The 25,748-nt window shown below is 63.2% G+C and carries 25 protein-coding genes and 1 tRNA gene; 13 read left to right on the top strand and 13 right to left on the bottom strand.

Translation table 11 applies throughout. The features are described 5' to 3' along the window. Positions 1–46: 46 nt before the first annotated feature. The 13 genes from E0E41_RS15740 to E0E41_RS15680 all read right to left on the bottom strand — a co-directional run bounded on the left by E0E41_RS15740 (position 47) and on the right by E0E41_RS15680 (position 14,247). On the bottom strand, positions 47–688 hold the full coding sequence (locus tag E0E41_RS15740; RefSeq protein ID WP_242623808.1) for an HAD family hydrolase: 642 nt from the start codon (positions 686–688) through the stop codon (positions 47–49). A 149-nt stretch (positions 689–837) separates the two neighbouring features. Further along, positions 838–1,209, bottom strand: coding sequence for a metal-dependent transcriptional regulator (locus E0E41_RS15735; protein ID WP_130870697.1), 372 nt, complete (start codon positions 1,207–1,209; stop codon positions 838–840). After that, positions 1,209–1,397 (bottom strand): FeoB-associated Cys-rich membrane protein, encoded by a 189-nt coding sequence (locus E0E41_RS15730; RefSeq protein WP_207303232.1) that lies wholly within the window; start codon positions 1,395–1,397, stop codon positions 1,209–1,211. Before E0E41_RS15730 ends, E0E41_RS15735 begins: the two co-directional genes overlap by 1 nt. Before the next feature lie 21 nt (positions 1,398–1,418). Continuing rightward, positions 1,419–3,800 carry a ferrous iron transporter B gene (feoB, locus tag E0E41_RS15725; protein ID WP_130870695.1) on the bottom strand — a complete coding sequence of 794 codons (2,382 nt, stop codon included), beginning with the start codon at positions 3,798–3,800 and terminating at the stop codon, positions 1,419–1,421. 115 nt (positions 3,801–3,915) lie between these two features. Continuing rightward, positions 3,916–4,137 carry a FeoA family protein gene (locus E0E41_RS15720; RefSeq protein WP_130870694.1) on the bottom strand — a complete coding sequence of 74 codons (222 nt, stop codon included), beginning with the start codon at positions 4,135–4,137 and terminating at the stop codon, positions 3,916–3,918. Positions 4,138–4,150: 13 nt separating this feature from the next. Next, positions 4,151–4,363 carry a FeoA family protein gene (locus E0E41_RS15715; protein ID WP_130870693.1) on the bottom strand — a complete coding sequence of 71 codons (213 nt, stop codon included), beginning with the start codon at positions 4,361–4,363 and terminating at the stop codon, positions 4,151–4,153. A 204-nt stretch (positions 4,364–4,567) separates the two neighbouring features. Then, positions 4,568–4,643: transfer RNA gene (locus tag E0E41_RS15710), tRNA-Gly, on the bottom strand. A gap of 61 nt (positions 4,644–4,704) precedes the next feature. Continuing rightward, on the bottom strand, positions 4,705–5,769 hold the full coding sequence (locus E0E41_RS15705) for a hypothetical protein (protein WP_130870692.1): 1,065 nt from the start codon (positions 5,767–5,769) through the stop codon (positions 4,705–4,707). Positions 5,770–5,791: 22 nt separating this feature from the next. After that, a complete protein-coding gene (locus tag E0E41_RS15700) occupies positions 5,792–6,382 on the bottom strand; it encodes a lactate utilization protein (protein WP_130870691.1) in 591 nt (196 codons plus the stop codon). A 21-nt stretch (positions 6,383–6,403) separates the two neighbouring features. Then, positions 6,404–7,273 (bottom strand): YitT family protein, encoded by an 870-nt coding sequence (locus E0E41_RS15695; protein WP_130870690.1) that lies wholly within the window; start codon positions 7,271–7,273, stop codon positions 6,404–6,406. Positions 7,274–7,291: 18 nt separating this feature from the next. Then, entirely contained in the window at positions 7,292–9,538 is a 2,247-nt protein-coding gene (locus E0E41_RS15690) for a DNA gyrase/topoisomerase IV subunit A (protein WP_130870689.1), read from the bottom strand. Between the two features lie 161 nt (positions 9,539–9,699). Next, the gene (locus E0E41_RS15685; protein WP_130870688.1) at positions 9,700–12,132 is read right to left on the bottom strand and encodes a CocE/NonD family hydrolase; all 2,433 of its coding nucleotides are present in this window, start codon (positions 12,130–12,132) and stop codon (positions 9,700–9,702) included. Positions 12,133–12,255: 123 nt separating this feature from the next. Then, on the bottom strand, positions 12,256–14,247 hold the full coding sequence (locus E0E41_RS15680) for a DNA gyrase/topoisomerase IV subunit B (RefSeq protein WP_130870687.1): 1,992 nt from the start codon (positions 14,245–14,247) through the stop codon (positions 12,256–12,258). 348 nt (positions 14,248–14,595) lie between these two features. On the opposite strand from E0E41_RS15680, the gene E0E41_RS15675 reads away from it, so the two are divergent. The 13 genes from E0E41_RS15675 to E0E41_RS15615 all read left to right on the top strand — a co-directional run bounded on the left by E0E41_RS15675 (position 14,596) and on the right by E0E41_RS15615 (position 25,747). Then, the gene (locus E0E41_RS15675) at positions 14,596–14,844 is read left to right on the top strand and encodes a DUF2508 family protein (protein WP_130870686.1); all 249 of its coding nucleotides are present in this window, start codon (positions 14,596–14,598) and stop codon (positions 14,842–14,844) included. A gap of 54 nt (positions 14,845–14,898) precedes the next feature. After that, complete coding sequence (locus E0E41_RS15670; RefSeq protein WP_130870685.1) at positions 14,899–15,168, top strand: pro-sigmaK processing inhibitor BofA family protein; 270 nt, start codon at positions 14,899–14,901, stop codon at positions 15,166–15,168. Between the two features lie 148 nt (positions 15,169–15,316). After that, complete coding sequence (locus E0E41_RS15665) at positions 15,317–15,937, top strand: S-layer homology domain-containing protein (RefSeq protein WP_130870684.1); 621 nt, start codon at positions 15,317–15,319, stop codon at positions 15,935–15,937. 45 nt (positions 15,938–15,982) lie between these two features. Next, positions 15,983–16,420: a MarR family winged helix-turn-helix transcriptional regulator gene (locus tag E0E41_RS15660; protein ID WP_130870683.1), complete on the top strand. Its 438-nt coding sequence runs from the start codon at positions 15,983–15,985 to the stop codon at positions 16,418–16,420. 45 nt (positions 16,421–16,465) lie between these two features. Beyond that, positions 16,466–17,506 (top strand): putative glycoside hydrolase, encoded by a 1,041-nt coding sequence (locus tag E0E41_RS15655; RefSeq protein WP_130870682.1) that lies wholly within the window; start codon positions 16,466–16,468, stop codon positions 17,504–17,506. Between the two features lie 287 nt (positions 17,507–17,793). Beyond that, positions 17,794–18,108 (top strand): V-type ATPase subunit subunit G family protein, encoded by a 315-nt coding sequence (locus E0E41_RS15650; RefSeq protein WP_242623807.1) that lies wholly within the window; start codon positions 17,794–17,796, stop codon positions 18,106–18,108. Then, a complete protein-coding gene (locus E0E41_RS15645) occupies positions 18,108–20,114 on the top strand; it encodes a V-type ATP synthase subunit I (RefSeq protein ID WP_130870681.1) in 2,007 nt (668 codons plus the stop codon). The genes E0E41_RS15650 and E0E41_RS15645 overlap by 1 nt, the downstream gene beginning before the upstream one ends. A gap of 1 nt (position 20,115) precedes the next feature. Continuing rightward, complete coding sequence (locus tag E0E41_RS15640; RefSeq protein WP_130870680.1) at positions 20,116–20,610, top strand: V-type ATP synthase subunit K; 495 nt, start codon at positions 20,116–20,118, stop codon at positions 20,608–20,610. A gap of 15 nt (positions 20,611–20,625) precedes the next feature. Continuing rightward, positions 20,626–21,213, top strand: a complete 588-nt coding sequence (locus tag E0E41_RS15635; protein WP_130870679.1) for a V-type ATP synthase subunit E — start codon at positions 20,626–20,628, stop codon at positions 21,211–21,213. A gap of 30 nt (positions 21,214–21,243) precedes the next feature. Continuing rightward, a complete protein-coding gene (locus E0E41_RS15630; protein ID WP_130870678.1) occupies positions 21,244–22,242 on the top strand; it encodes a V-type ATPase subunit in 999 nt (332 codons plus the stop codon). After that, positions 22,235–22,549 (top strand): V-type ATP synthase subunit F, encoded by a 315-nt coding sequence (locus tag E0E41_RS15625; protein WP_130870677.1) that lies wholly within the window; start codon positions 22,235–22,237, stop codon positions 22,547–22,549. Before E0E41_RS15630 ends, E0E41_RS15625 begins: the two co-directional genes overlap by 8 nt. A gap of 40 nt (positions 22,550–22,589) precedes the next feature. Continuing rightward, positions 22,590–24,368: a V-type ATP synthase subunit A gene (locus tag E0E41_RS15620; protein WP_130870676.1), complete on the top strand. Its 1,779-nt coding sequence runs from the start codon at positions 22,590–22,592 to the stop codon at positions 24,366–24,368. Beyond that, on the top strand, positions 24,365–25,747 hold the full coding sequence (locus E0E41_RS15615; protein ID WP_130870675.1) for a V-type ATP synthase subunit B: 1,383 nt from the start codon (positions 24,365–24,367) through the stop codon (positions 25,745–25,747). The genes E0E41_RS15620 and E0E41_RS15615 overlap by 4 nt, the downstream gene beginning before the upstream one ends. Position 25,748: the final 1 nt, after the last annotated feature.

Raw genomic sequence — 25,748 nt, 5'->3', positions numbered from 1 at the left:
ATTCCTCCTGTTTCAAGTACATATCGGGATGAGAAGAAGCCCCGCCTTACGGGGGAGAGAGCCGGCCGATGGCCGCCGGGATCTCGGCAAAGGAGCGGACAAAGGGCACCGCATGGTCGATGGTGCCGAAGCCATGGGCGGCGTGGAGGAAGGGTACCCCCGCGGCGGCGGCGGCGTCACAGTCCCCCTGAGTGTCCCCGATATAGAGGGGGTGCTTCATGCCGTTGCGGGCCACCACCAGGGCGATGTTGTCCGCCTTGCCCTTGCCGGTGCGGCCCGGGTCCTCGTAGTCGGTAAAATAGCGCTTCAGGCCGTGGGCCTGGAAGAACGCCTCGATATATCCGTCCTGGCAGTTGCTGACGATACACAGGGGGTAGTCCCGGGCCAGCAGGGCAAGGGTTTCGGGTACCTGGGGGAACAGGGTCCCGCCATGGGCGGCCACATAGGTGTTTTCCTCCGCCAGCAGCTCCTCCAGCACCGGACGGAGTTCCTCCGGGGGCAGGTCGGGCAGCACCTTTTTCACGATATCCGGCAGGAGCATCCCCATGCAGCTGGTCACGTTCTCCCGGGTCATCAGCCCGGCCATCTCCGGCGCCCGGCGCTCCAGCACGCTGCGCCAGGAAATGCAGATGGCGTCCACCGAGTCCCACAGGGTCCCGTCCAGATCAAACAGCAGTCCGTCAAACAAGAAAACCCGCCTCCCGAAACGAATACATACTCTGATACTATATCATACCCCTCACGGCCATTTCAAGCCCGGCCCTTCCACATTTTGTACGAAAAAGGCCCCGCCCGCCGGGTTGCCGGCGGGCGGGGCGGGGGAAAAGGGAACGGTCATCACGCGGGGAGAGGCTCCGCCGCGGACACGGAGGGAAAGCAGCGGTGGGGCAGCTCGGACACGGCGGCGCAGGCGGCCTTCCAGGCCTCCTCACCGGACAGGCCCATCCGCGGCCCCAGTTCCCGGGCCAGCTCGTCGGCCTGGGCGGACAGTTCCCGGGCCAGCCGGGTTCCTCTCCGGGTCAGGTGGACCTTGCCGTAGCGCTCCTTGGCCACCAGGTCCTTGTCGGTGAGCACCCCCATCATACTGGTGACGGAAGCCCGGGATACCTCCAGGGAGCAGGCGATATCCTTGGAGGAGACCTCCAGCCGGGCCCGGGACAGGTGATAGATGGTCAGCAGATAGCGGACGTTGGTACAGGTCAGCTCCATCACGCACCTCCTTTCTGCGCTGTGGAGTCCGGGCGGGACTCCGGGCGGCAAAGGCCGGAGCAGGAGCAGCCCCCGCAGGAGCCGCCGCAGGAGCAGCCCCCCTTACCTTTGCGTTTGTTGTGGATTGCTCTTGCGATAATGGCCACGCAGATGGCCGCAATCGCCAGTCCGATGAGGATAGAGGGCATATAGATGCTCCTTTCTTTGTATTACTTTGCCGCGGCGGCCACGGCCCGCAGGCCGGCGCCCTGATCGGCGTACTTATTTTTCCGCACCAGAAGGTAAATCAGGCCGGCCAGCAGTACCAGGGCTGCCACGGTGCCAGGACCAAAGGCCACCATGCCCAGGGCCAGACCCGTCAGCTGGTAGACGATGAGGGAGACCACATAGGCGAAGCCGCACATGTAGCCGATGGCGGCAAAGGTCCACTTGGGGCTGTTCATCTCCCGCTTGATGGCGCCCATGGCGGCGAAGCAGGGGGCGCACAGCAGGTTGAAGATCATGAAGGAATAGGCGGCGATGGGGGAGAAGTGGGCGGCGATCTCCATAGAAGTGTTTCCGGGGAAGAGAACTCTGAGGGTGGACACCACCTCCTCCTTGGCGATAAGGCCGGTAACCACGGCCACTGTGGCCTGCCAGGTGCCGAAGCCCAGGGGCGCGAAGATAAAGGCCACGGTGTGGCCCACGGCGGCCAGCAGGGAGGCGTTGTTATCCTCCACTATGCCGAAGCCGGTCTCGGTGAAGCCGAAGCCCTGGAGGAACCACAGGATGACGGAGGACAGAAGAATGACGGTGCCGGCCCGCTTGATGAAGGACCAGCCCCGCTCCCACATGGCCCGCAGCACGTTGCCGGCGGCGGGGGCGTGATAGGCGGGCAGCTCCATGACGAAGGGGGCGGGGTCGCCGGCAAAGCCCCGGGTCTTTTTCAGCAGAATGCCGGAGGTCACCACCGCCGCCACGCCGATGAAGTAGGCGGAGACGGCCACCCAGGCGGACTTGCCGAACAGGGCCCCGGCAAACAGGGCGATGATGGGCATTTTGGCGCCGCAGGGGATGAAGCCGGTGGTCATGACGGTCATCCGCCGGTCCCGCTCCTGCTCAATGGTGCGGGAGGCCATGATGCCGGGCACGCCGCAGCCGGTGGCCACCAGCATGGGGATAAAGCTCTTGCCGGACAGGCCGAAGCGGCGGAAGATCCGGTCCATGATGAAGGCGATCCGGGCCATGTAGCCCACGTCCTCCAGAATGGCCAGCAGCAGGAAGAGCACCAGCATCTGGGGCACAAAGCCCAGTACGGCGCCTACTCCGGCAATCATGCCGTCCAGGATCAGGGACTGGAGCACCTCATTGCAGCCCACGGCGGTAAGGCCGCTCTTCACCAGCACCGGGATGCCGGGCACCCAGGTGCCGTAGTCGTTGGGGTCGGGCTCGGAGACGGTGAGGGCGGCCTGGTAGGCCTCCTCCGTGACGGGCACCACGGTGGTCTCGCCGGTCTCGTCGTCGTAGAAGTAGACCTCGCTGTCGCCGTTCTCGTAGCCCTGAATCATGGCGGAGGCCTCTTTGAAAGCGTCGGAGGCCTCGTCCCAGGCGTCCACGTCGGCGGTAAAGGGGACAAACCAGCCGTCCCCGAACAGGCCGTCGTTGGCCCAGTCGGTGAGGCGGGTGCCGATGGACACCGTCCAGCCGCCCATGGAGATGGCGTACACCAGGATCATCACCGCCACGAAAATGGGCAGGGCGGCAATGCGGTTGGTCACCACCCGGTCGATCTTGTCGGAGACGGTCATGGAGTGGGCGGCCCGCTTCTTTTTTACCGCTTTGTCCACCACAGAGCTGATGTAGGAGTAGCGCTGGTTGGTGATGATGCTCTCGGCGTCGTCGTCCAGCTCGGCCTCGCAGTCGGCGATGTGGGCCTCCAGGTGCTCCTTCAGCTCCCCGGTGAGGTGCAGCTGCTCCAGCACCTTCTCGTCCCGCTCAAAGACCTTGATGGCGTACCAGCGGAGGTAGCGCTCCTCCACCAGGCCGGAGATGGATTCCTCAATGTGGGCGATGGCGTGCTCCACGCTGCCGGTGAACACGTGGGGCAGCTCCCCGGCCTTGCGGGTTTTGGCCAGGGTCATCGCCTGCTCGGCGGCCTCCCTGCCGCCCTCGCCCTTCAGGGCGCTCATGGTCACCACCCGGCAGCCCAGGGCGGCGCCCAGCTTGTCCAGGTCGATCTGGTCCCCGTTCCTGCGGACCAGATCCATCATGTTCACCGCTACCACCACCGGGATGCCCAGCTCGATGAGCTGGGTGGTGAGGTACAGGTTGCGCTCGATGTTGGTGCCGTCCACGATGTTGAGGATGGCGTCCGGCTGCTCCTTTACCAGGTAGTTCCGGGCCACCACCTCCTCCAGCGTGTAGGGGGACAGGGAATAGATGCCGGGCAGGTCCTGGATCACCACGTCCTTGTGGCCCTTCAGCCTGCCCTCCTTCTTTTCCACCGTCACGCCGGGCCAGTTGCCCACGTATTGACTGGAGCCGGTCAGGGCGTTGAACAGCGTGGTCTTGCCGCAGTTCGGATTGCCCGCCAGCGCGATTTTGAGCTCCATGTGTCGTTCTCCCTTCTTTGTGATTAGCTTAAACTAACCAAAGCTCTGAAAAATTGCCGTCCGGAGACGGCGGACGGGCGCACGGTGTGCGCCCCTACTGGCTGCCATATAGCCCTTATCCGATCTCGATCATCTCAGCGTCCGCCTTGCGCACGCTGAGCTCATAGCCCCGCACGCTCAGCTCCATGGGATCTCCCAGGGGGGCCACCTTCCGCACGTGGATCTCCACGCCCTTGGTAATGCCCATGTCCATGATCCGGCGCTTCACCGCGCCCTCGCCGTGGAGGCGGACCACCGCAACGGTGTCGCCTACCCTGGCGTCCTTCAAGGTCCTCATAGCGTTTCTCCTCTCACACCAAAATTCGATTGGCCATGTCCCGGTCCAAAGCGATCCGGCTGTCCTTCACCTGGACGATCAGATTCCCGCCCAGCCGGCTGACTACCGTGACGGTCTCGTCCACCACGAAGCCAAGCTCCGCCAGGTGCTGCCGGAGCTCATCCTTTCCGGTGATTTTGCGGATGGTTGCCGGCTCTCCCTGGTCGGCCATTGTCAGCGGCATCATGTGGGTCTCCTTTCTTTCGGTTAGTCTGACTAACCAGATAAGGTAAAAATAGCGGTTAGCAATATCTAACCACCTGACTGAGCATGAGTTTACACCAACTAACCGCGTTTGTCAATCCTGTTTTGAAAAAAATTTTAGGGGAATAGAATTGTCTTAAAACCAGAAAAAGAAACAGCACTCCAAATGGAGTGCTGTTTCTTTTTCTGGAGCAGGTGACGAGGCTCGAACTCGCTACCTCCACCTTGGCAAGGTGGCGCTCTACCAGATGAGCTACACCTGCAAGCGACGAAGCATATTATAGCCGATGGGGCCGCAGGTGTCAAGTGTTTTTTTTATTTTTCTCAAATTTTCGGCGCACCGTCCCAGAGGTAGCCCAGATCCAGCAGATCCTGGGCGGACCAGGTGGTGCCGCTGCTGTCCCGGGTCAGGTCCACGTAGTGGGCGCCGCCGTCGCTGGACAGCTGGTTCCAGAAGTGGGGCTCCCCATTCAGGGTGCCCTCCACCAGGGTAGAGTCCACCCCCATCTCGCCGGCCAGCAGCTGGAAGGCCAGGGCCAGCCCCTGGCTGTCGGCGCCGTTCCCCACAATGGCGTCCCAGGCGGTGGAGCCGCCTCCGGGGTCATAGGTGACGGCCTGGGGCAGCAGGCGGAAGAGTTGGCTCAGCCGCTCTATGTCACTGTACTGCTGAGGGTTCAGAGGGGCAAACAGGGCCTCCACCTCCGCCTGAAGCTGGGCGCTCTTGGCGCGCATGGCCTCCACGTCCTCCGGATAGGTCAGCAGGATCTCCACGATCCGCTGGGTGCCGGTGTCGGGATAGAGGGTGACGGTACATTCCGGCATACCCATGGCAGAGGCCGGGGCGTCGTAGTAGGCCTGGCGTACCAGCCCGGCCACGGAATCCGTGCCGCCGGTAAAATAGCCCACCCGCAGCACCAGCTCCGGCCGGTATTCGGACAGGGCGGCCGACACCTCCTTGCGGATGGCGCTGGTGCTGGTGACGTTGATCAGGCTCTGCACCTGTTCCTTGGTGCGGCGGTAGGTGATGGAAATGGTGGCCTCATAAGTGGCAAGCACCCGGGTATAGCTGTTTTTGATGAAATCCACCGCGTAGGCCCCCAGAGGGTCGTCCTTGGCCACCTCCACGCAGGCCCGGTTCAGGTCGTCCTCCACCTCTCCCCGGTAGTCGGTGAGCTGGATCATCCCCTCTTCCGTCCCCTGGGAGACCAGGAACAGCACCGCGTTGACCAGCTCGGAGTAAGTACTCACCTGGAGGGTGGAGGAATCCCCGGCCACCGCCGGCTGTTCCACATGGGGCTCCACCATCACATAGGGCCGGTCCAGCAGGGAGGAGCAGCCGGAGAGAGTCAGGGCGCAGCACAGCGCCAGGATCACAATGGCTCGTTTCACGCCGCAGCGTCCCCTTCTCAAGTTAATATCCCAGCTCCTGGTCAATGAGGACCACTTCCGACCGGCCGATGCCGTTGGGCGCCTCCCACAGCACGGCCAGGGCCCGGCAGATCCGCTCAGGGCTTTTGCAGTCGTAGCACTTGTCCCCCTTTACGGCACAGGGGGTCTTTTTCCCCAGCCGCTGGGCGTTTTTGGGGGAGGCGATGTTCCGGGCCCGCCACAGGGCCTTGTCATAGTCGGGAGCCAGTTTGTTGCGGCCCACGATAAAGTAGACCTCCTCATGGCCGAAGATGGTGGAGGACACCCGGTTGCCGGTGCCGTCGATGTTGATGATCTCGCCGGTCTCCGCCAGACCGTTCACCGAGGTCAGATAGGCCTGGGCCCTGGCGGCATCCTGCGTGGTGCCGCCCTTCCAGTGCCAGATCACCTGGTTGTGCGTTTCCAGCCGCTGGTCCAGCCCCATGTCCCGGATGGTCATGGACCCGCCGATACCGATGGTCTTACCGTCCAGCTTGCCGTCCAGGTAGGCGGCAGCCTCTTCCGCCGTGGCAAAGCAGCTCACCGCGAAGCCCCGCGCCTCCAGATTGGCCTTGACTGTTGAAAAATCGTACATACAGTGTCCCTCCCAGTCTGTTCAGATATCATTTTGCTTGTATTCCCGGAACCCGTCGCCCAGCACCTCATGTGCCTCGCACACAATGAGGAAGGCGGCGGGGTCGATCTCCTTGACCGTGCGCTTCAAGGCCACGATCTGCCGCTGCTTGAAAGCCACCATGAGCACCTTCTTTTCCGCCCCGGAGTAGGCGCCCTGACCCTGGAGGATGGTGACGCCCCGGTCGATGTCGTGAATGATGGCGTCGGTGATCTGCTCATAGGAGTCGCTGATGATATAGGCCACCTTGGCGTTGTCGATGCCGTAGAGCACGCCGTCCATGACCAGCGAGGAGATATAGAGCGCCACTATGCCGTACAGAGCGCTGTACAGGTTGTGGAAGGACAGGGCCACCGCCACGATGACCACCAGGTCGATGACCAGCAGCAGCTTGCCCATGGGCAGCCAGGCCAGGCGCAGCTTGAGCAGCCGGGCGATCAGGTCGGTGCCGCCGGTGGTGGCGCCCTGAAGGAACACGATGCCCAGGGAGCCGCCCATGGCCACGCCGCCGAAGATGCAGGCCAGCAGGGGATCCATCGGCTCAAAGGTGAAGAAAAAGTTGATTACGTCGATAAATGCCGAGGAGATAAACATGGCGTAGAGGGAGGAGATCAGCAGGTGTCCGCCCAGCAGCCGCCACCCCAGCAGGAACAGGGGAATGTTCAGGATGATGACCACCGTGCCGATGGGCAGGATGGGGAAGAAGTGGTTGAGGATCTGGCCCACGCCGGTGATGCCGCCGAAGCCGATCTGGTTGGGGTCATAGCACCAGCAGAAGCCCAGGGCGTAGACGGCGGAGGCCAGGGTGATCCATAAATAGGGCAGGAAATAGCGCTTGAAAAGGGAGTTCATAGCATTTCTCCTTCCGGCTCACTCCAGCAAGGTGAGCTGCTGCTCCCCCCGGTCCTCCTCCTTCAGGAGCATACCGGCTACCGGCAGGGAGCGGGCCCGGTATCGGGCGGCGTTGACAATGGTGGTGTCGGCCAGGGGTAGGGCTTTTTCCACCTTCCACTTGGGCTTGAGGGTCATCACGTTGACTCCCTGGGTGGAACGGGTGGTTTTGGGGTTGAGGGCGGCGGTGTGGAACACCAGGCAGCGGCCCTCGGTGGAGATCACCGCCATCTCCATATCCTCGGTCAGGTGGAAGGCGGCGGCCAGGGGGGACTTGTCGGAGTAGGCGCCGGTCAGCTTCTTCCGGCGTGTCTGAGTCTGGTAGGCGGACAGCTCCACCCGGGCCACCTTGCCGTTTTCGAAGAAGAACAGCAGGCTGCCCGAGTAGTCGGAGGTAAGGCAGGCCCACACGAAGCTCTCGCCCGGCTCCATCCCCAGCTTGGTGGGCAGAAAGTCGCCCAGCACGCTGGCCTTGGCGTCGTCGAATTCGCTGAGCCGGGTCTTGTAGCACTGCTGCCTGTCGCTGAACACCAGCAGCTCGTCCCGGTTGCTCCCCTCCCACTGGAGGAAGGGGCCGTCCCCCTCCTTGTACTTCTGCTCGCTGCTCATCCGCAGGGACTGAGGCGTGATCTTCTTGAAATAGCCCTCTTTGGAGCAGAACACATGCACCGGGTAGTCAGGGGTCTCGTCCTCGGCCTCCTCCGCCGCGGCGGTCTGGTAGTCGTAGACGATCTCGGTGCGCCGGGTCACGGCATACTTCTTCTTCACCGCCGCAAGCTCCTGGGTGATGATCTTCTTGATCCGGCCCGGGTTGTTGACGATGTCCTGGAGGTCGGCGATCTCCTCCTCCAGGCCCGCCACCTCCTCAATGCGCTTGAGGATATACTCCTTGTTGATGTTGCGCAGCTTGATGTCGGCCACGTATTCCGCCTGGATCTGGTCGATGCCGAAGCCGATCATCAGGTTGGGCACCACCTCGGCGTCTTCCTCGGTCTCCCGGATGATCTTGATGGCCCGGTCGATGTCCAGCAGGATCTTTTTCAGGCCCTTCAGCAGGTGGAGCTTCTCCTGCTTCTTCTTCATCACATAGTAGGTCCGCCGGCGCACGCCGTCCATCCGCCAGGCGGTCCACTCCTCCAGGATCTCGCCCACGCCCATGACCCGGGGCATGCCGGCGATAAGGATGTTGAAGTTGCAGGAGCAGGCGTCCTGGAGCGTGGTGGAGCGGAACAGCTTGGCCATCAGCTTGTCCGGGTCGGTGCCCCGCTTCAGGTCAATGGTGATCTTCAGACCGTTCAGGTCGGTCTCGTCCCGCATGTCGGCGATCTCCTTGATCTTGCCCGCCTTGATGAGCTCGGCCACCTTGTCCATGATGGCCTCCACCGTGGTGGTGTAGGGGATCTCATACACCTCGATCAGGTTCTCGCTCTTCAGGTACCGCCACTTGGCCCGCACCTGGAAGGAGCCCCGGCCGGTGTTGTAGATCTGCCGCAGAGCGGCCTCGTCGTACAGCAGCTCCCCGCCGGTGGGGAAGTCGGGGGCCTTCAGGTACTCCATCAGGTTGACCTTGGGGTTTTTCAGAAAGGCCGCCGTGGCGTCGCATACCTCCGCCAGGTTGAAGCCGCACAGGTTGGAGGCCATGCCCACGGCGATGCCCTGGTTGGCGCTGACCAGCACGTTGGGGAAGGTGGTGGGCAGCAGGGTGGGCTCCTGCATGGAGCCGTCGTAGTTGTCCACAAAGTCCACCGTGTCCTGGTCGATGTCCCGGAACAGCTCGGCGCAGATGGGATCCAGCCGCACCTCGGTGTACCGGCTGGCGGCCCAGGCCATGTCCCGGGAGTACACCTTGCCAAAATTGCCCTTGGAGTCCACCAGGGGGTGGAGCAGAGCGCCGTAGCCCCGGGAGAGACGCACCATGGTGTCGTAGATGGCGGCGTCGCCGTGGGGGTTCAGCTTCATGGTCTGGCCCACCACGTTGGCGCTCTTGGTGCGGGGCTTGGTGAGCAGGCCCATCTCATACATGGTGTACAGCAGCTTCCGGTGGGAGGGCTTGAACCCGTCGATCTCCGGGATGGCCCGGGAGACGATGACGCTCATGGCGTAGGGCATATAGTTGAGCTCCAGCGTTTCGGTGATGGGCTGCTCCAGCACCTCGGGCCGCAGGCCCATCACGTTGGGGTTGCTGACCTTCTTCGCCCCCTCCTCGGGAGCTTTCTTCTTTGCCAAATTGAATCATTCCTTTATCCGTGCAGGCTGGCCGTTCGGCCTTGTTCAGTGGTTAGGATTATATCATTCCTTTGAAAAAAACGCAATTCATCGGCGTAAAGCGCAAAAAGGACCGGCGGCCTGTGTTATACACAGACCGCCGGTGGGATGATAGGGGGCGGTTACTTCTGCACGGGGATGGTGACGTAAGTGCCGGTGTTGTCCACCGTGAAGCTGGTGACCGTGTCAGGCCAGTAGGTGACCTCCGGGTCCACCGAGTAGAGCACCAGGGCCAGCTGATGGCCGGCCTCCACGGTGTAGTCCATGGGCTGGAGCTCCAGCTGGAAGGTGTAGAACTGGCCGGGCTCCACCACATCCACGTTGTAGATGGAGGTGCGGTTCTGGATGTCCATCCAGCCCCGGGTGATGATCTTGCTGTCGGTCTGGGTCAGGGCAAACTGCTCCAGGTCCTTGGCCGCCAGGCCGCCGCCCTGCCACACCGCGCCGGGCTCCACCGTCTCGGTGGCCACGCCCTCACCGTACTGCTCCAGCATGACGGCCTGCATGCCGCCGTCGGGAGCCAGATCCACCAGCATGGCGCTGAGAATGCCGGTGGGCTGGTCGGCGCTGGCCTTGACGGTGACGGTGGGAGTGCCGCTGATGTGCAGGTCCTGGTCCACATCAAAGGTATACACTGCGCTGGCGCCGGTGGTGCCGGAGATCACGTCATCCTCCCAGGCGTAGGCCATGTCGGAGCAGTACTCGATCCAGCCCTCGTCCACGTCGGCCAGGGAGGTGTCAAAGCTGGTGACGGACAGATCGCTGGTGAAGGCATCCTGACCCTCACCGGCGTCAAAGGTCACGGTATCCTGGCTGTCGCCCCAGCTGTCGTAGCTGGTCCAGGTCAGGTCGGTGTTGCTCTGGATGCGGACGTTGGCCTCGTCCTCCGCCCCGTTGTCCACCCCGTAGAGGTAGTGGGCGTACCAGCGGCCCAGAATGCCGTTGAGGTCCAGACCGTCGATCTGGTCGGGGGTCATGTGGGCGCCCTGGTGGAGCACCAGCTTGACCTCCTGTCCGGCGGACTGGAAGGCGTCGTACATCAGGTCAAACTGCTTGGGCCGCACGTTGAAGTCGTTGAGGCCGTGGATGATGAGGGCGGAGCAGTTCAGGTTCTCCGCGCCGTTGGTGTAGTTGCGCTCGTCCCAGAAGAAGTTGTAGTCGCCGGAGAGGGCGTCCTGATCCTGGATCATCTGGGCCTGATAGGCCTCATAGTCCGCCTGGATAGAGGCATAATCCTCCCCGTCCAGCTGGCGGGACATGCAGTAGTCGGCCAGAATGTTGCAGTCGTCGCCGGGGTAGTACAGGCCGCCCGCCGCGGTGCCCTGGGAGCGATAGTAGTCGTACCAGCTGGCGATGCCCGCCCGGGGCACGATGGTCTTCAGACCCTCCACGCCGGTGGAGGCCACCGCGAAGGCGGTGGAGCCGGCGTAGGACTGGCCGCTCATGGCCACATTGCCGTTGGACCAGTCGGCCTTCACCTCGATGCCGGAGGTCTTGTCGGTGTAGGCCTTCACGCTCTCGTCCCCGGCCAGCCACTGCACCACCGCGGCGAAGGCGGCGGTCTCATCGGCGCTGGCGCAGGTCTCAAAGCCGTCGGAGCCCAGAGTGCCGGGGCCGGCGCAGGACACATAGGCGTAGCCCCGGACCAGCCAGTAGTCATAGGAATCCACGTTCTCGGTGTTTTCCCACACGTCGCCGCCGTCCCCAGCCTTACCGGAGCCGGTGACGGTCTGGGTGGTCAATTTGGCGGGTGCAGTCTCATTGGCGGTCCAGTCCCAGTCGGCTTTGGTGGTGGTGGTGGACTGCTGGGCCTGGGTGAGGTGGGCGTCCACGATGTGGGCGTTCCAGGTGTCCAGGTCATAGGCGTCGGTGCAGCCGGCGGAGTAGGGCCGGGCCTCAAAGATAGTGGCGGCCTTCATGCCCTCGTCGGTGGCGGCGGGGCGCTGGATCAGTACCTGGACCAGGTCGGCCTTGCCGTCGCTGTCGGTGTCCACGGGGGTCTCTACGTACACCACTTCCCGGATGATGGTGTCATAGGGGAAGATGGGCTGGGCCTCACCGTTCACGAACAGGGGCGCGGGAGTCTCAGCCTGGATGGTTTCCCCGTAGCGGGCCGCCAGGGCCGCCATCTCGGTCAGGCTCTCGGCGGTGAGCACTTCGCCGGATGTGAGGGCCAGGCTCTCGGCCAGAGCGCTGTAATCATCGGGCCAGACGCCGATCTGTTTGTCGCTGAGCCCCATCCAGCGCATCAGGGCGGTGGCCGCCTCCAGCGGGGTGGCGGTGCGCTGGGGCTGGAAAGCGCCGCCGCCGCTGCCCTGCATCAGGCCCTTGTCGTGGAGCAGGTTGGCGGCGCCCTGGTAAGGGGCGTCCTCCGCCACGTCGGTGTAGATGCTGGGCTGGGCCTCATAGGCCTCCAGCTCCTGGGTGTAGCCGCACAGCTGTACCAGCTGCTGCGCCAGCTCCCCACGGGTCATGCCCTTGTCGGCGGCGAAAGCGGGGGTGAGCATACTCCCGCAGAGCGCCAGGGCAAGGCCGCAAGAAAGCAATTTCCTCAAGGTAATCCCTCCTGGTTCTGATTTGTATTCTGTCGAATACCATACTGAGTAATTATAGCAAACGACGGCTGTTTTTGCAAGAATATACAGGCCGGGATCTGAGAAGATCCCGGCCTGCAGCCGTTACGAAATATCCGCCAGTTCCAGATACTTGTATCCGTTTTCCGCGATGTGGTCTTTCCGCCCCTGGAGGTTGTCCCCCAGCAGCAGGTCGAATACCCGGGCGGTGTTCTCCACATCCTCGGGCATGACCTTGATGAGCCGCCGTGTGGCCGGATTCATGGTGGTGAGCCACATCATGTCCGGCTCGTTCTCGCCCAGGCCCTTGGAGCGGTTGATGGAGCACTTCTTGCCCGCCAGCTCCCCGCCCACGATCTCGTTCTTCTCGGCGTCGGAGTAGGCGAACCAGGTCTTTTCCTTATAATTGATCTCATACAGGGGAGATTCCGCGATATATACATACCCCCGCTGGATCAGGGTGGGGGTGAGCCGGTAGAGCATGGTGAGGATCAGGGTGCGGATCTGGAAGCCGTCCACGTCGGCATCGGTGCAGATGACGATCTTGTTCCACCGCAGATTCATCAGGTCGAAGGCGGCCATGTCCTTGGCGTGCTTGTCGTGGACCTCCACCCCGCAGCCCAGCACCTTCAGAAGGTCGGTGATGATCTCGCTTTTGAAGATCTTGGCGTAGTCGGCCTTCAGACAGTTGAGGATCTTGCCCCGGACGGGCATGATGCCCTGGAACTCCGCGTCCCGGCTCAGCTTGACGCTGCCCAGAGCGGAATCGCCCTCCACGATGTAGAGCTCCCGGCGGGTGGTGTCCTTGGTGCGGCAGTCCACGAACTTCTGCACCCGGTTGGAGATGTCCATGGTGCCGGTGAGCTTCTTCTTGATGTTCAGCCGGGTGCGCTCGGCGTTCTCCCGGGAGCGCTTGTTGATGAGCACCTGCTCCCCGATCTTCCCCGCGTCAAAGGGGTTCTCAATGAAGTAGACCTCCAGTTGGGAGCGCAGGAATTCCGTCATGGCCTCCTGGACGAACTTGTTGGTGATGGCCTTCTTGGTCTGATTCTCGTAGGAGGTCTGGGTGGAGAAGTTGTTGCTCACCAGCACCAGGCAGTCCTCCACGTCGGCCCAGGTGATCTTGCTCTCATTCTTTTGGTACTTGCCCTGGGACTTCAGCCAGGCGTCGATGCCCCCCACAAAGGCGGACTTCACCGCCTTCTCCGGGGAGCCGCCGTGCTCCAGCCAGGAGGAGTTGTGGTAGTGCTCGATGACCTGCACCGTGTTGGAGAAGCAGAAGGATACGGACAGCTTCACCTTATATTCATCCTTGTCCGCCCGGTCCCGGCCCCGCCGCTCGGTCTGCCAGAACACCGGCTGGGTCAGGGGATTGTCCCCCGCCAGCTCCTTTACGTAGTCCACAATGCCGTTTTCATATTTGAAGTCGGTGGTTTCGAATCTGCCCCCCACCTGGTTGCGGAACCGGAAGGTGACCCCGGCGTTGACCACCGCCTGCCGTTTGAGCACGTCCAGGTAGTAGTCCACCGGGATATCGATGTCGGTGAATACGTCCAGGTCGGGGAGCCAACGGAACTTGGAGCCGGTCTTCTTGCCGGAGTACGGCTCCTTCTTCAGGCCGCCCACGTTCTCGCCCTTCTCAAAGTGAAGGGTGTACTCAAACCCGTCCCGGTGGATCACCGCGTCGAAATAGGAGCTGGCGTACTGGGTGGCACAGGAGCCCAGGCCGTTGAGGCCCAGGGAGTACTCGTAGTTGTCGCCGGAGTTGTTGTTGTACTTGCCGCCGGCGTACAGCTCGCAGAACACCAGCTCCCAGTTGTACTTCTGCTCCTTTTCGTTCCAGTCCACCGGGCAGCCCCGGCCGAAGTCCTCTACCTCGATGGACTTGTCCTCATAGCGGGTGACCGTGATCAGATTGCCGTGGCCCTCTCTGGCCTCGTCGATGGCGTTGGACAGAATCTCAAAGACCGCGTGCTCGCAGCCCTCCAGCCCGTCGGAGCCGAAGATGACTGCCGGGCGCTTGCGTACCCGGTCCGCCCCCTTCAGGGAGGAGATGGAGTCGTTTCCGTAACCTTTTTGGGAAGTCGTTTTAGCCATGGGCGCCTTTTCTCACCTTTCCGAAACCAATCTGTTGCATCATTTTATCATATCCTATTTTTCCCCGCCCTGTCAAGGAAACAACATGGGCGCGGTGTTTGTCACACCGCGCCCATGGGTTGGAGAGGAAGTGTGTTCCGTTTTTCCCTTCTCCTTTCGCCTTTCGCCAGAGGGTGAGCTCACCCGGCACCGGCTTAAAAGGAGATGCGGAAGGCGGAACTCTTGCCTGTCCGAGCCTAGTATGTGCCGCCCGGGAGGGAATATGTCAGGAAAAAACCGGAATAAAGCCTGTCATATTTGTCCAGACTAGGCGTAGAATAACACCAGAACGGGAGGGAGGGACACACCATGACGGAAACAGCGCGGCCCTTTATTCTGCGCCGGCGGCGGGAGGATCCCCGGGCGGAGGACCGGCAGGCCCTGGCGGAGGGACTGGCCCAGACCAGCCGCCTGATCGCCCAGGCCTATCAGGGCTTCAACGCCGTCCGGGACCCGGACCTGATCGAATCCTACGTGTATGAGATCAATTCCCTCCAGTCCCGGTACTCCTATCTGCTGCGCCGGATGAAGGAGCTGGAGGGGATGGCGGAGACGTAAGAGAACGGGGGGACCCGCTGCCAAGGGACTGGCACAGCCGGAGGAGGTGGCGGAATGGATTGGTTTCTGGACGCTCTGCCCTGGATCGTGGGCGGGCTGATCCTGGCTCTGGCCCTGGCGGCCCTGCGGCGGCCGCTGAACGCCCTGATGCGCCTGGCCCTGCGGACGGGGGCGGGGCTGGGGGTGCTCTACCTGCTGAGCCTGGTGGGGGGCTCCATCGGACTGCGCCTGGGGGTGAACCTGGCCAACGCCCTGGTGCTGGGACTGCTTGGGGTGCCGGGCTTCGGACTGTTGGTCATGATGAACTGGGCGCTTGCCCTCTGAAGGGGCCGCAATCTGCTGACGGGAGGGGAAACCCTCCCGTTTTTTGCAAAAAATCTTAAATTTCTTTCAGGTTTTTTATTGTTCACAAAATTTTAAAATCCATGTCGTACAATAACAATAATTTCAGTGTAGATAGGATGTGGATTCCGTGAAAAAGAGATGGACCGCGCTGGCCTGTACCCTCTGCCTGTGCACGGCCCTTGCCTTGCCCGCTTCAGCCGCGGGCAGCTTTGTGGACGTTCCCGACGGGGCCTGGTATGCCCCCCAGGTGTATGAGGCCGCGGAAAAGGGATATATGACGGGAGTGGATTCCACCCACTTCGCCCCCCTGAGCAATGTGACCCGGGCCACGGTGGTCACGGTGCTGTGGCGGATGGAGGGCAGCCCTGCCCCCGCCGCCTCTGCCGGCTTCTCCGATGTGGCCGCCGACGCCTGGTACGCCAAGGCCATCGCCTGGGCCAAGGAGAAGGGGATCGCCGACGGCAATGGGAAGGGCGGCTTTGACCCGGACAAGAACGTCACCCGGCAGGAACTGGCGGTGTTGCTCACCCGCTACGATCAATATAAAGGTGTGGCGCTGGCCGAGGGTGCCCTGAACCTGTTTTATGACGCCAATCAGATCAGTGCCTGGGCCAAGGAAGGCGTGCAGCATGCGGTGGGCATGGGATGGCTGGAGGGGAGCGGGGGCAAGATCAATCCCAACGGCCTGGCTTCCCGGGCCCAGCTGGCGGTGCTTCTGGACCGGATGGTTACCCCCGCCAAGGGCTGAGTCTCTTTTCGGCGGAAGGATATAGAAAGGAGCCCAAAGGGAAACATGGAACAGCCTGATGTCTTTATGTCGTATCTGCGCCTGACGCAGCATATGTCGCAGCAATTCCGCAGCCATTTCGGCCGCCTGAACCTGACCTTCCCCCAAGCGCTGGTGCTCACCGTGCTGGGGGAGGGGGACCCCATCCCCATCAGCACCCTGGCTGAGCGGACGGGGAGCGCAAACAGCACCGTGTCCGGCATCGTGGACCGGCTGGAGAAGCTGGGGCTGGCCAAGCGGCAGCGCAGCGAGCTGGACCGGCGGGTGATCTACGTGTGCGCCACCGAGAAGTATGCCGCCCTGCGGGACAAGGCGTCCACCGATGTGGGCGGATACTTTGATTCCCTGCTTCGCGCCATGCCGGAGGAGGACCGGACACTGATCGCCACCGCCCTGCAAAAGCTGGACGAGGCCCTGATTCAGTCGGGAGAGGGAGAGCGCTGAGCCCGGACTGGGCGCGATAAGCAAGAAGAGAGAGGCGTAGTACAAGTGAGACGGGATGGATATGACGCGTACCACGGCCGGAACCGGTTCGGTACGTTTTTAAAGGTACTCATCATCGTGCTGATCATCCTGCTGGCAGCGGCGGTGGCGGCACTGCTTTTCCTGGAGCCCTATATCGTGTATTCCTCTGACGGTGTGCGGCTGGAGCTGCCCTTCTTCCAGGAGAAGGAGGACCCGGAGCCCGACACCTCCGCCCCGGCGGTGGTGGTGAGTACGCCGGCGGCCACGCAGACCCCTGAGCCGGAGCCTGACTTCCGGGGTATCATGCTGGACCGCACCGCCCTGTATGACGGTACCGCCCAGACCCAGGTCCAGCAGGCAGGCGCTACCGCCGCCATTTTTGACATGAAGGCGGACGACGGCACCCTGGGCTATATTTCTCAGCAGACCCTGGCCCAGGAGACCCAGGTCTCCGCCTCCGACCCGGCCATCAACGCCGCCATCCAGCTGCTCAACAGCGGGGACCTGTACACCGTGGCCCGGGTGTCCTGCTTCCGGGACAACACGGTGCCCCGGGAACACGGGGATATCTCCATCCCCAAGAGCAGCGGCAACTGGCGGGACGGGGACGACTACCGCTGGCTCAGCCCCGCCAGCGCCGAAGCCCGCGCCTATGTGGTGGGCATCTGCCAGGAACTGGCCGGCCTGGGCTTTGACGAGATCCTGCTGGACAACTGCGGCTTCCCCACCCAGGGAAAGCTGGAGAATATCCGCACCAGCGACAACTATGACCCCGATAACCTGACCGGCCCTCTGGAGACCTTCTTCCAGGAGCTGGACGCCGCCCTGGCCGACTACCCGGACGTGACGGTGTCGGTGGTGAGCAGCCAGAGCGTGCTCTCCGGCCAGAGCGACAGCAGCGGCCAGACCCTTGCCCTGCTGGAGGGGCAGGCCGACCGGGTGCTGGCGGTCCAGGAGGGGGAGGAGCCCCTGCCTGCCCTGGACGGCGTGCCGGTGACCCCCATCCTGACCCAGGCGGGGGACCCCGGGGAAACCCAGTGGGCGGTCCTGTCCGCGGCAAAATAACCTGCAAGTGAAAACGCCCGTCCCTCAGGACGGGCGTTTTGTGTACAAAGCAGTCGAAAAAATGTTTTTTTGGGATAAATAAATATTTTGTATTTAAAATGAGGAAAATGAGGCTGGATGTACAGGTAAACTTGCATAAAAAAGTAGAACAGGCAGTTTAAAAGAGCTAGTTAAAAAACTAAACTCATAATTTTAAACTTGCAATCAACGCACATTTGAAGTATGATGCAGATATCATCGGAAGTTTATTCCTGTGGGATAACCAGATGCGGAAAGGCGGTGAAAGCATGTCTCTGGAAGCGATCAAGCAGGTGACGGAAGCCGAGCAGGCCAACAAGGCCCGCAAGGCGGAAGCTCAGGCGGAGGCCAAGCGCATGGTGGCGGAGGCCGAGCGGGCGGGCAAGGCCCATCTGGCGGAGGCCAAGGCCCAGGCGGACGCCCAGGTGCGGGGTTTCATGCAGCAGGCGGAAGCGAAAGCGGCCGAGCACGCGGCGGAGGTAATGGTGCAGACGAAACAGTCCTGCGACAGCCTGCGGGCTAAGGCGGAAGGCCGCCTGGCGGATGCCGCTGAGAGCATCGTGAGAAGGGTAGTGAAGAACTGATGTCCATTGTGAAAATGAAGCGGCTGCGGCTCATCGGCATGCAGGATCAAAGGCCGGATATGCTGCGGCTGCTTCAGCATTTGGGCTGTGTAGAGATCGACGAGCCCGGGGACCGATCGGGGGATCCGGACTGGGCGGCTCTGACGCGGCCGGACACCGGGGCGCTGAACCGGGCCAGGGATGCCCGGACCAGTGTGGAGAATGCCCTTAAGACCCTGAAAAAATACGGGCCCAAGCAGAAGGGCGGGCTCCTGACACCCCGGCCGGTGATCACGGAGGCGGAGCTGTTTGACGACGGAGCCTACCAGGCGGCCCTGGCGGATGCCGGACACCTGGTGGAGCTGGAGCGTCAGATCTCCTCCCTGTACGCCGAGCAGAACAAATTGAAGACCCAAAAGCTGGCGCTGGCTCCCTGGCTGGCGCTGGATATCCCTCTGGAGACGGCCTCCACGGCGGAGGTGGCGGTGCAGTTCGGCACCGTGGCCGCCGCCACGGATCTGGACGCCCTGGAGGGCGCGCTGAAGGCCGTCACCGACCTGTATGAGCTGATGCGCTCCGGTGAGGACCGGGAGCTGAAGTATCTGGTGTTCCTCTGCCACCGCAGCGTGGAGGAGGGGTGCCAGGAGGTCCTGAAGGAGTACGGCTTCTCCCGCTCCGCCCTGCGGGGCTGGACGGGGACCGCGGCGGAGAACGACAGACAGCTGGACGGCCAGCTGGCCGCCGCCGCCAAGCAGCTGGAGAACACCATCGCGGAGGTGGCCTCCTACGCCCCCAAGACAAAGGCGCTGGAGCAGGCCCTGGACCGGGCGGATCAGGAGATCGCCCGGGAGGAGGCCCGCTGCCGGCTGCTGGACAGCAGCACCGCCTTCTTCCTGGAGGGCTGGGTGCCCGTTCCCGACGAGGGAAAGCTGGCGGAGGAGCTGTCCCGCTTCGTCTGCTGCTGGGAGACCCAGGACCCGGAGCCGGAGGACTACCCGGTGGTGCCGGTGAAGCTGAAGAACAACAAGTTCACCGAGCCTCTCACCACCATCACCGAGATGTACTCCCTGCCCGCCTATAACGGGGTGGACCCCAACGGGCTGATGGCCCCCTTCTATATCTTCTTCTTCGGCTTCATGTTCGCCGATCTGGGCTACGGCCTGATCCTGGCCGGTGTGTGTGCCTTTATCAACCACAAGGTACACCCCAAGGGAGGCTTCGGACAGCTGATCCGGCTGATGATCATGTGCGGCATTTCCTCCGCGGTGATCGGCCTGCTCACCGGCGGCTTCTTCTCCGACTTCCTGGTGCGGTTCACCGATATGCTGGGCCTGCCCCAGCCCGCCATCCCCTTCCTCTCCGTGCCGGAGGGCAGCAACCTGCCCCGTCCGCTGCTGGACGTGATGAACGAGCCCATGACGGTGCTGGTGTTCTCCCTGGTGATCGGCCTGATCCAGATCGTGGTAGGCATGGCGGTGAAGTTCTGGATGCTCTGCCGGGACGGCCAGGTGGTGGACGCCATCCTGGATATCGCAACCTGGTGGGTCATCTTCGTGGGCATCGGCCTGTTCGCCCTGGGCGTGGGCAATATCGCCGGCTATCCGGTGGTGCTCATTATCGGCTGCCTGATGCTGCTGGGCCAGGGCCGCAGCGCCAAGGGCTTCGGCAAGGTGACCGCCATCATCGGCGCGGTGTACAACGGTGTGACGGGCTATTTCGGAGACATCCTCTCCTACTCCCGTCTGATGGTCATGATGCTGGCCGGCTCCGTTATCGGCCAGGTGTTCAACATCCTGGGCGCCATGCCCGGCGGCGGCCTGCCTCCGGCCATCGGCATCCCCATCTTCTTCCTCATCTTCATCATCGGTCACGCCTTCAACATCGGCCTGAACGTGATCGGCACCTACGTGCACACCTCCCGCCTGCAATACCTGGAATTCTTCAAGCAGTTCTATCAAGAGGGCGGACGCCCCTGGCGGCCCCTGAACATTGCGACAAAATATGTCGACATTAAGGAGGAACAGTAACATGACATTCGGTGAATTTCTGATCAGCAACGCCGGCCCCTTCTTTGGCTTCCTGGGCGCCGCTCTGGCCGCAGGCCTGGCCTGCGTAGGTTCCGCAAAAGGTACCGGCATCGCCGGTGAGGCCGGCGCCGGCCTGCTGGCTGAGGACCCCTCTCAGTTCTCCAAGTGCATGATCCTGCAGGTTATCCCCGGCACCCAGGGCCTGTACGGTCTGGTTATCGGCTTCCTGGCCCTGATGAAGATGGGCCTGTTTGACGGCACCGTGGGCGAGCTGACCATCGCCAACGGCCTGCTGGTCCTGGCCGCCTGCCTGCCCATGGCCCTCGGCGGTCTGCTCTCCGGTATCGCGCAGGGCCGCGTGGCCGCCGCCTCCGTCAACATCGTGGCCAAGAACCCCAACGACTGGTCCAAGGGCATGGTGCTGTGTATCATCGTGGAGTTCTACGCCATCCTGTCCCTGCTGATCTCCTTCCTGATGATCATGTTCGGCTTCTAAGCTGAGAGGTAGACTATGGACGGAATTGAAAAAATCACCGGACGCATCGCCGAGGACGCGGGGCGGGAGATCGACAGCCTGCTGGCTGACGCCCGCCGCCAGGCCGACGAGATCACCGCCCGGTATGAGGCACAGGCCCGGCGTGAGAGTGAGGACATCATCTCCCGGGGCAAGCGCAACGCCGACGAGCGGGTGGAGCGGCTGGCCAGCGTGGCCCAGCTGGACGCCCGCAAGCTGGAACTGGCCGCCAAGCAGGAGATGCTGGCCCGCGCCTACGATCTGGCTCTGGAGCAGCTGCTGAACCTGCCGGAAAAGGAGTACGTGGCCCTGCTGGCCGACCTGGCGGTGAAGGCCTCCTCCACCGGCCGGGAGGCGGTCATCTTCTCCCAGAAGGACCGCACCCGCTACGGCAAGGCGGTGGTCACCCAGGCCAACGAGCGGCTGGGCGACGGACACCTGACCCTGTCCGAGCAGACCCGGCCCATCAAAGGGGGCCTCATCCTCAGCGACGGGGACGTGGAGGTCAACTGTACCTTTGAGACCCTGGTACGCCTCCAGCGGGGCGAGATGGACCGGGAGGTCGCCAAGGTGCTCTTTGACTGATGCGCTCCTTACAAGTAAGGAGGCAATGGTTTGACTAAGATCAAAGATACGGATTATCTTACCATATCCGCCCGCATACGGGCCATGGAAACCCACCTGCTGACCCGGGAGCGGATGGAGCGGATGCTGGAGGCCCGCACCGACGAGGAGGCCGCCAAGGTTCTGGTGGAGTGCGGCTATGAGGAGCTGCCCGCCCTGACCCACGCCGGTCTGGATGAGCTGCTCTCCGCCGCCCGGGCCGACCTCTACAAGCAGCTGAAGGGCTCTGTGCCCGACAGGCGGCTGGTGGAGGTATTCCAGATGAAATACGACTACCACAACGCCAAGACCCTCATCAAGGCGGCTGCCGTAGGCGCCGACGCCGACCGGCTGCTGATGGAGGGGGGACGCTGGAGCGCGGCCCAGATCAAGGACGCCTTCCAGCGGGACAGCCTGCGGGACTTCACCGATCCCTTCCGGCAGGCCGTGACCCAGGCGCGGGAGCTGCTCAACGGCGGGGGAGACCCCCAGCTGGCCGACTTCGTGCTGGACCGGGCCTATTTTGAGGAGATGCGTTCGGCGGCCGAGGCCACCGGCAGCGCCTTCCTCCAGGGCTATGTACGCCTGCTCATTGACGAGACCAACCTGCGCTCCGCGGTGCGCTCGGCCCGGATGGGCAAGGGGAGCGACTTCCTGAGCCAGGTGCTGCTGCCCGGCGGCAATGTGGAGGTACACACCCTCACCTCCGGCAAGGGCGCGGATCTGTCCGCCGTATTCCGGGCGGGGCCGCTGAGCGCGGCCGCCGAGGCCGGTACGGCCCTCACCGCCCCCGGCAGCGGGGAGCTGACCGCCTTTGAGCGGTTGTGCGACGACGCGGTGATGAACTATCTGGCCCAGGCCCGCCGCATCCCCTTCGGGGAGCAGGCGGTGGTGGGCTACCTGTACGCCAGGGAGAGCGAGTTCACCGCCATCCGCACCATTCTGTCCGGCCGCATGGCGGGTCTGGACGCGGATACCATCCGGGAAAGGCTGCGTGAAGCCTATGTCTAAGTACAGAATCGCAGTGCTGGGAGACAAGGACAGCGTCCTGGGCTTCAAGGCCCTGGGCCTGGACGTGTTCCCCGCCGAGAACGTGGAGGAGGCCAAGCATACCCTCCACGAGCTGGCCAAGGAAAACTACGCGGTGATCTACCTCACCGAGCAGTACGCCGCCGGCATGGGGCCGGAGATCGCCCGGTACAAGGACGAGCTCACCCCGGCCATCATCCTCATCCCCGGCAAGGACGGTTCTCTGGGCATCGGCATGGCCAATGTGAAGAGTGCCGTGGAGCGCGCCGTGGGCGCGGATATCCTGTAAGGGAAATTCAAATTCAAACCTGAAAGAAGGTTAGAGTGTTTTGAGCGGAAAAATCGTCAAAGTCTCCGGCCCGCTGGTGGTTGCCACCGGACTGACCGACGCCAACATGGCCGACGTGGTCCGGGTGGGCGAGCAGCGCCTGATCGGTGAGATCCTCACCATGAACGGTGACGCCGCCTCCATCCAGGTGTACGAGGAGACCTCCGGCCTGGGTCCCGGCGCGGTGGTGGAGACCACCGGCGCCCCCCTGTCCGTGGAGCTGGGCCCCGGCATTATTGAGAATATCTACGACGGTATCCAGCGGCCCCTGGAAGAGATCATGAAGAAGACCGGGGGCAACAACCTGCCCCGCGGCGTGCAGGTCCCTGCCCTGGACCGGGAGAAGAAGTGGGAGTTCAACGCCGTTGCCAAGCCCGGCGACAAGGTGGCCGGCGGCGACGTGATCGGCACCGTCCAGGAGACCAGCGTGGTGCTCCACAAGATCATGATCCCCCCCACCATGAGCGGCACCGTCGAATCCATCCAGTCCGGCTCCTTCACCGTGCTGGACACCGTGGCCGTCCTGGTGGACGACAAGGGGGAGAAGCATGAGCTGACCATGGTGCAGAAGTGGCCCGTCCGTGTGGGCCGCCCCTACAAGCACAAGTATCCTCCCAAAAAGCCTCTGCTGTCCGGCCAGCGGATCGTGGACGCCATGTTCCCCGTGGCCAAGGGCGGCACCGCCGCCATCCCCGGCCCCTTCGGTTCCGGCAAGACCGTCATGCAGCACCAGCTGGCCAAGTGGTCCGACGTGGATATCGTGGTCTACATCGGCTGCGGCGAGCGCGGCAACGAGATGACCGACGTGCTGCGGGAGTTCCCCGAGCTGGTGGACCCCCGTACCGGCGAATCCCTGATGAAGCGGACGGTGCTGATCGCCAACACCTCCGACATGCCCGTGGCCGCCCGTGAGGCGTCCATCTACACCGGCATCACCATCGCCGAGTACTTCCGCGACATGGGCTACGACGTGGCCGTCATCGCCGACTCCACCTCCCGCTGGGCCGAGGCCCTGCGTGAGATGTCCGGCCGTCTGGAAGAGATGCCCGGCGAGGAAGGCTACCCCGCCTACCTGTCCTCCCGTCTGGCCCAGTTCTACGAGCGGGCCGGCATGGTGGAGTGCATCTGCTCCGAAGGCGACCGCCGGGGCTCCCTGACCGCCGTAGGCGCCGTATCGCCTCCCGGCGGCGACCTGTCCGAGCCCGTCTCCCAGGCCACCATGCGGATCGTCAAGGTGTTCTGGGCCCTGGACGCCTCCCTGGCCTACCGCCGTCACTTCCCCGCCATCAACTGGCTGAACTCCTACTCCCTGTACCTGGACTCCCTGAAGCCCTGGTATGACGAGAACCTGGGTCCCCAGTTCATGGCCAACCGGGATAAGTCCATGGCCATCCTCCAGGAGGAGGCCAGCCTGAACGAGATCGTGCAGCTGGTCGGTAAGGATTCCCTGTCCGCCGGCGACCAGCTCACCCTGGAGACCGCCAAGATGCTGCGCGAGGACTTCCTGCAGCAGAACGGCTTCATGGAGGTGGACTGGTACTCCAGCTACGAGCGCCAGGACAAGATGCTCCAGATGATTCTGGACTACGACAAGCTGTGCCGGGCCGCCATCGAGAAGGGCGCACCGGTGTCCGAGCTGTTTGTCATCCCCTTCCGGGAGAAGATGGGCCGCGCCAAGAGCGTGCCCGACGACCAGTTCAAGACGGTCTACGCCGACATGGCCCGGGAGATGGAGGAAGAGATCGAGGCCATTGCGGCCAAGGGAGGTGCTGAGGAATGATCCGTGAATATCGTACGATTCAGGAGATCAATGGCCCCCTGATGGTGGTGCGCAAGGTCCAGGACGTGACCTACGACGAGCTGGCCGAGATCGAGCTGCCCGACGGCTCCGTCCGCCGCTGCAAGGTGCTGGAGGTCAACGGCGACAACGCCGTGGTCCAGCTCTTCGAATCCTCCGCCGGCATCAACCTGGCCCAGTCCAAGATCCGCTTTCTGGGTCACCCCCTCCAGCTGGCCGTGTCCGGCGACATGCTGGGCCGGGTGTTCAACGGCATGGGCCGTCCCATCGACGGCGGCCCCGAGATCATGGCCGAGGAGTACCGCGACATCAACGGTCTGCCCATGAATCCCGCCGCCCGTGACTACCCCAACGAGTTCATTCAGACCGGCATCTCCTCCATCGACGGACTGAACACCCTGGTCCGCGGTCAGAAGCTGCCCATCTTCTCCGGCTCCGGTCTGCCCCACGCCGCCCTGGCCGCCCAGATCGCCCGTCAGGCCAAGGTGCTGGGCGACGACGCCGCCAACTTCGCCGTGGTGTTCGCCGCCATCGGCATCACCTTCGAGGAGTCCGACTTCTTCGTGCAGGAGTTCCGCCGCACCGGCGCCATTGACCGTACCGTGCTGTTCACCAACCTGGCCAACGACCCCGCCGTCGAGCGTATCGCCACCCCCCGTATGGCCCTCACCGCCGCCGAGTACCTGGCCTTTGAGAAGGGCATGCACGTGCTGGTCATCCTGACCGACATCACCAACTACGCCGAGGCTTTGCGTGAGGTGTCCGCGGCCAAGAAGGAAGTGCCTGGCCGCCGCGGCTACCCCGGCTACCTGTACACCGACCTGGCCACCATGTACGAGCGTGCCGGCCGTCAGCTGGGCAAGAGCGGCTCCATCACCATGATCCCCATCCTGACCATGCCCGAGGACGACAAGACCCACCCCATTCCCGACCTGACCGGCTATATCACCGAGGGCCAGATCATCCTGTCCCGGGAGCTGTACCGCAAGGGCGTGAATCCCCCGGTGGACGTGCTGCCCTCCCTGTCCCGTCTGAAGGATAAGGGCGTTGGCGTGGGCAAGACCCGTGAGGACCACGCGGGCACCATGAACCAGCTGTTCGCCGCCTACTCCACCGGTAAGGAGAACAAGGAGCTGATGAGCATCCTGGGCGAGGCCGCCCTGTCTCCCACCGACCTGCAGTACGCCAAATTCGCTGACGAGTTTGAGAAGCGCTATGTCTCCCAGGGCGTGGACGAGAACCGTTCCGTCATCGAGACCCTGGACCTGGGCTGGGAGCTGCTGAGCCTGCTGCCCAAGGCGGAGCTGAAGCGGATCAAGCCGGAGTATATCGAGAAATACCTCCCGAAAAAGGAGGGATAAG

Origin of the sequence: Intestinimonas massiliensis (ex Afouda et al. 2020) (assembly GCF_900626285.1) — a bacterium.
GTDB classification, from domain to species: Bacteria; Bacillota; Clostridia; order Oscillospirales; family Oscillospiraceae; genus Flavonifractor; species Flavonifractor massiliensis_A.
Note: the sequence above shows the minus strand (reverse complement) of the source record. Positions and strands in the feature narration are given on the sequence as shown.

Coding starts and splice junctions, on each gene's coding strand:
- E0E41_RS15735 (WP_130870697.1), bottom strand. CDS start 1,209: ATGGAGCTGACCTGTACCAACGTCCGCTATCTGCTGACCATCTATCAC.
- E0E41_RS15730 (WP_207303232.1), bottom strand. CDS start 1,397: ATGCCCTCTATCCTCATCGGACTGGCGATTGCGGCCATCTGCGTGGCC.
- feoB (WP_130870695.1), bottom strand. CDS start 3,800: ATGGAGCTCAAAATCGCGCTGGCGGGCAATCCGAACTGCGGCAAGACC.
- E0E41_RS15720 (WP_130870694.1), bottom strand. CDS start 4,137: ATGAGGACCTTGAAGGACGCCAGGGTAGGCGACACCGTTGCGGTGGTC.
- E0E41_RS15715 (WP_130870693.1), bottom strand. CDS start 4,363: ATGATGCCGCTGACAATGGCCGACCAGGGAGAGCCGGCAACCATCCGC.
- E0E41_RS15700 (WP_130870691.1), bottom strand. CDS start 6,382: ATGTACGATTTTTCAACAGTCAAGGCCAATCTGGAGGCGCGGGGCTTC.
- E0E41_RS15695 (WP_130870690.1), bottom strand. CDS start 7,273: ATGAACTCCCTTTTCAAGCGCTATTTCCTGCCCTATTTATGGATCACC.
- E0E41_RS15680 (WP_130870687.1), bottom strand. CDS start 14,247: ATGGCTAAAACGACTTCCCAAAAAGGTTACGGAAACGACTCCATCTCC.
- E0E41_RS15675 (WP_130870686.1), top strand. CDS start 14,596: ATGACGGAAACAGCGCGGCCCTTTATTCTGCGCCGGCGGCGGGAGGAT.
- E0E41_RS15670 (WP_130870685.1), top strand. CDS start 14,899: ATGGATTGGTTTCTGGACGCTCTGCCCTGGATCGTGGGCGGGCTGATC.
- E0E41_RS15660 (WP_130870683.1), top strand. CDS start 15,983: ATGGAACAGCCTGATGTCTTTATGTCGTATCTGCGCCTGACGCAGCAT.
- E0E41_RS15650 (WP_242623807.1), top strand. CDS start 17,794: ATGTCTCTGGAAGCGATCAAGCAGGTGACGGAAGCCGAGCAGGCCAAC.
- E0E41_RS15645 (WP_130870681.1), top strand. CDS start 18,108: ATGTCCATTGTGAAAATGAAGCGGCTGCGGCTCATCGGCATGCAGGAT.
- E0E41_RS15640 (WP_130870680.1), top strand. CDS start 20,116: ATGACATTCGGTGAATTTCTGATCAGCAACGCCGGCCCCTTCTTTGGC.
- E0E41_RS15635 (WP_130870679.1), top strand. CDS start 20,626: ATGGACGGAATTGAAAAAATCACCGGACGCATCGCCGAGGACGCGGGG.
- E0E41_RS15625 (WP_130870677.1), top strand. CDS start 22,235: ATGTCTAAGTACAGAATCGCAGTGCTGGGAGACAAGGACAGCGTCCTG.
- E0E41_RS15615 (WP_130870675.1), top strand. CDS start 24,365: ATGATCCGTGAATATCGTACGATTCAGGAGATCAATGGCCCCCTGATG.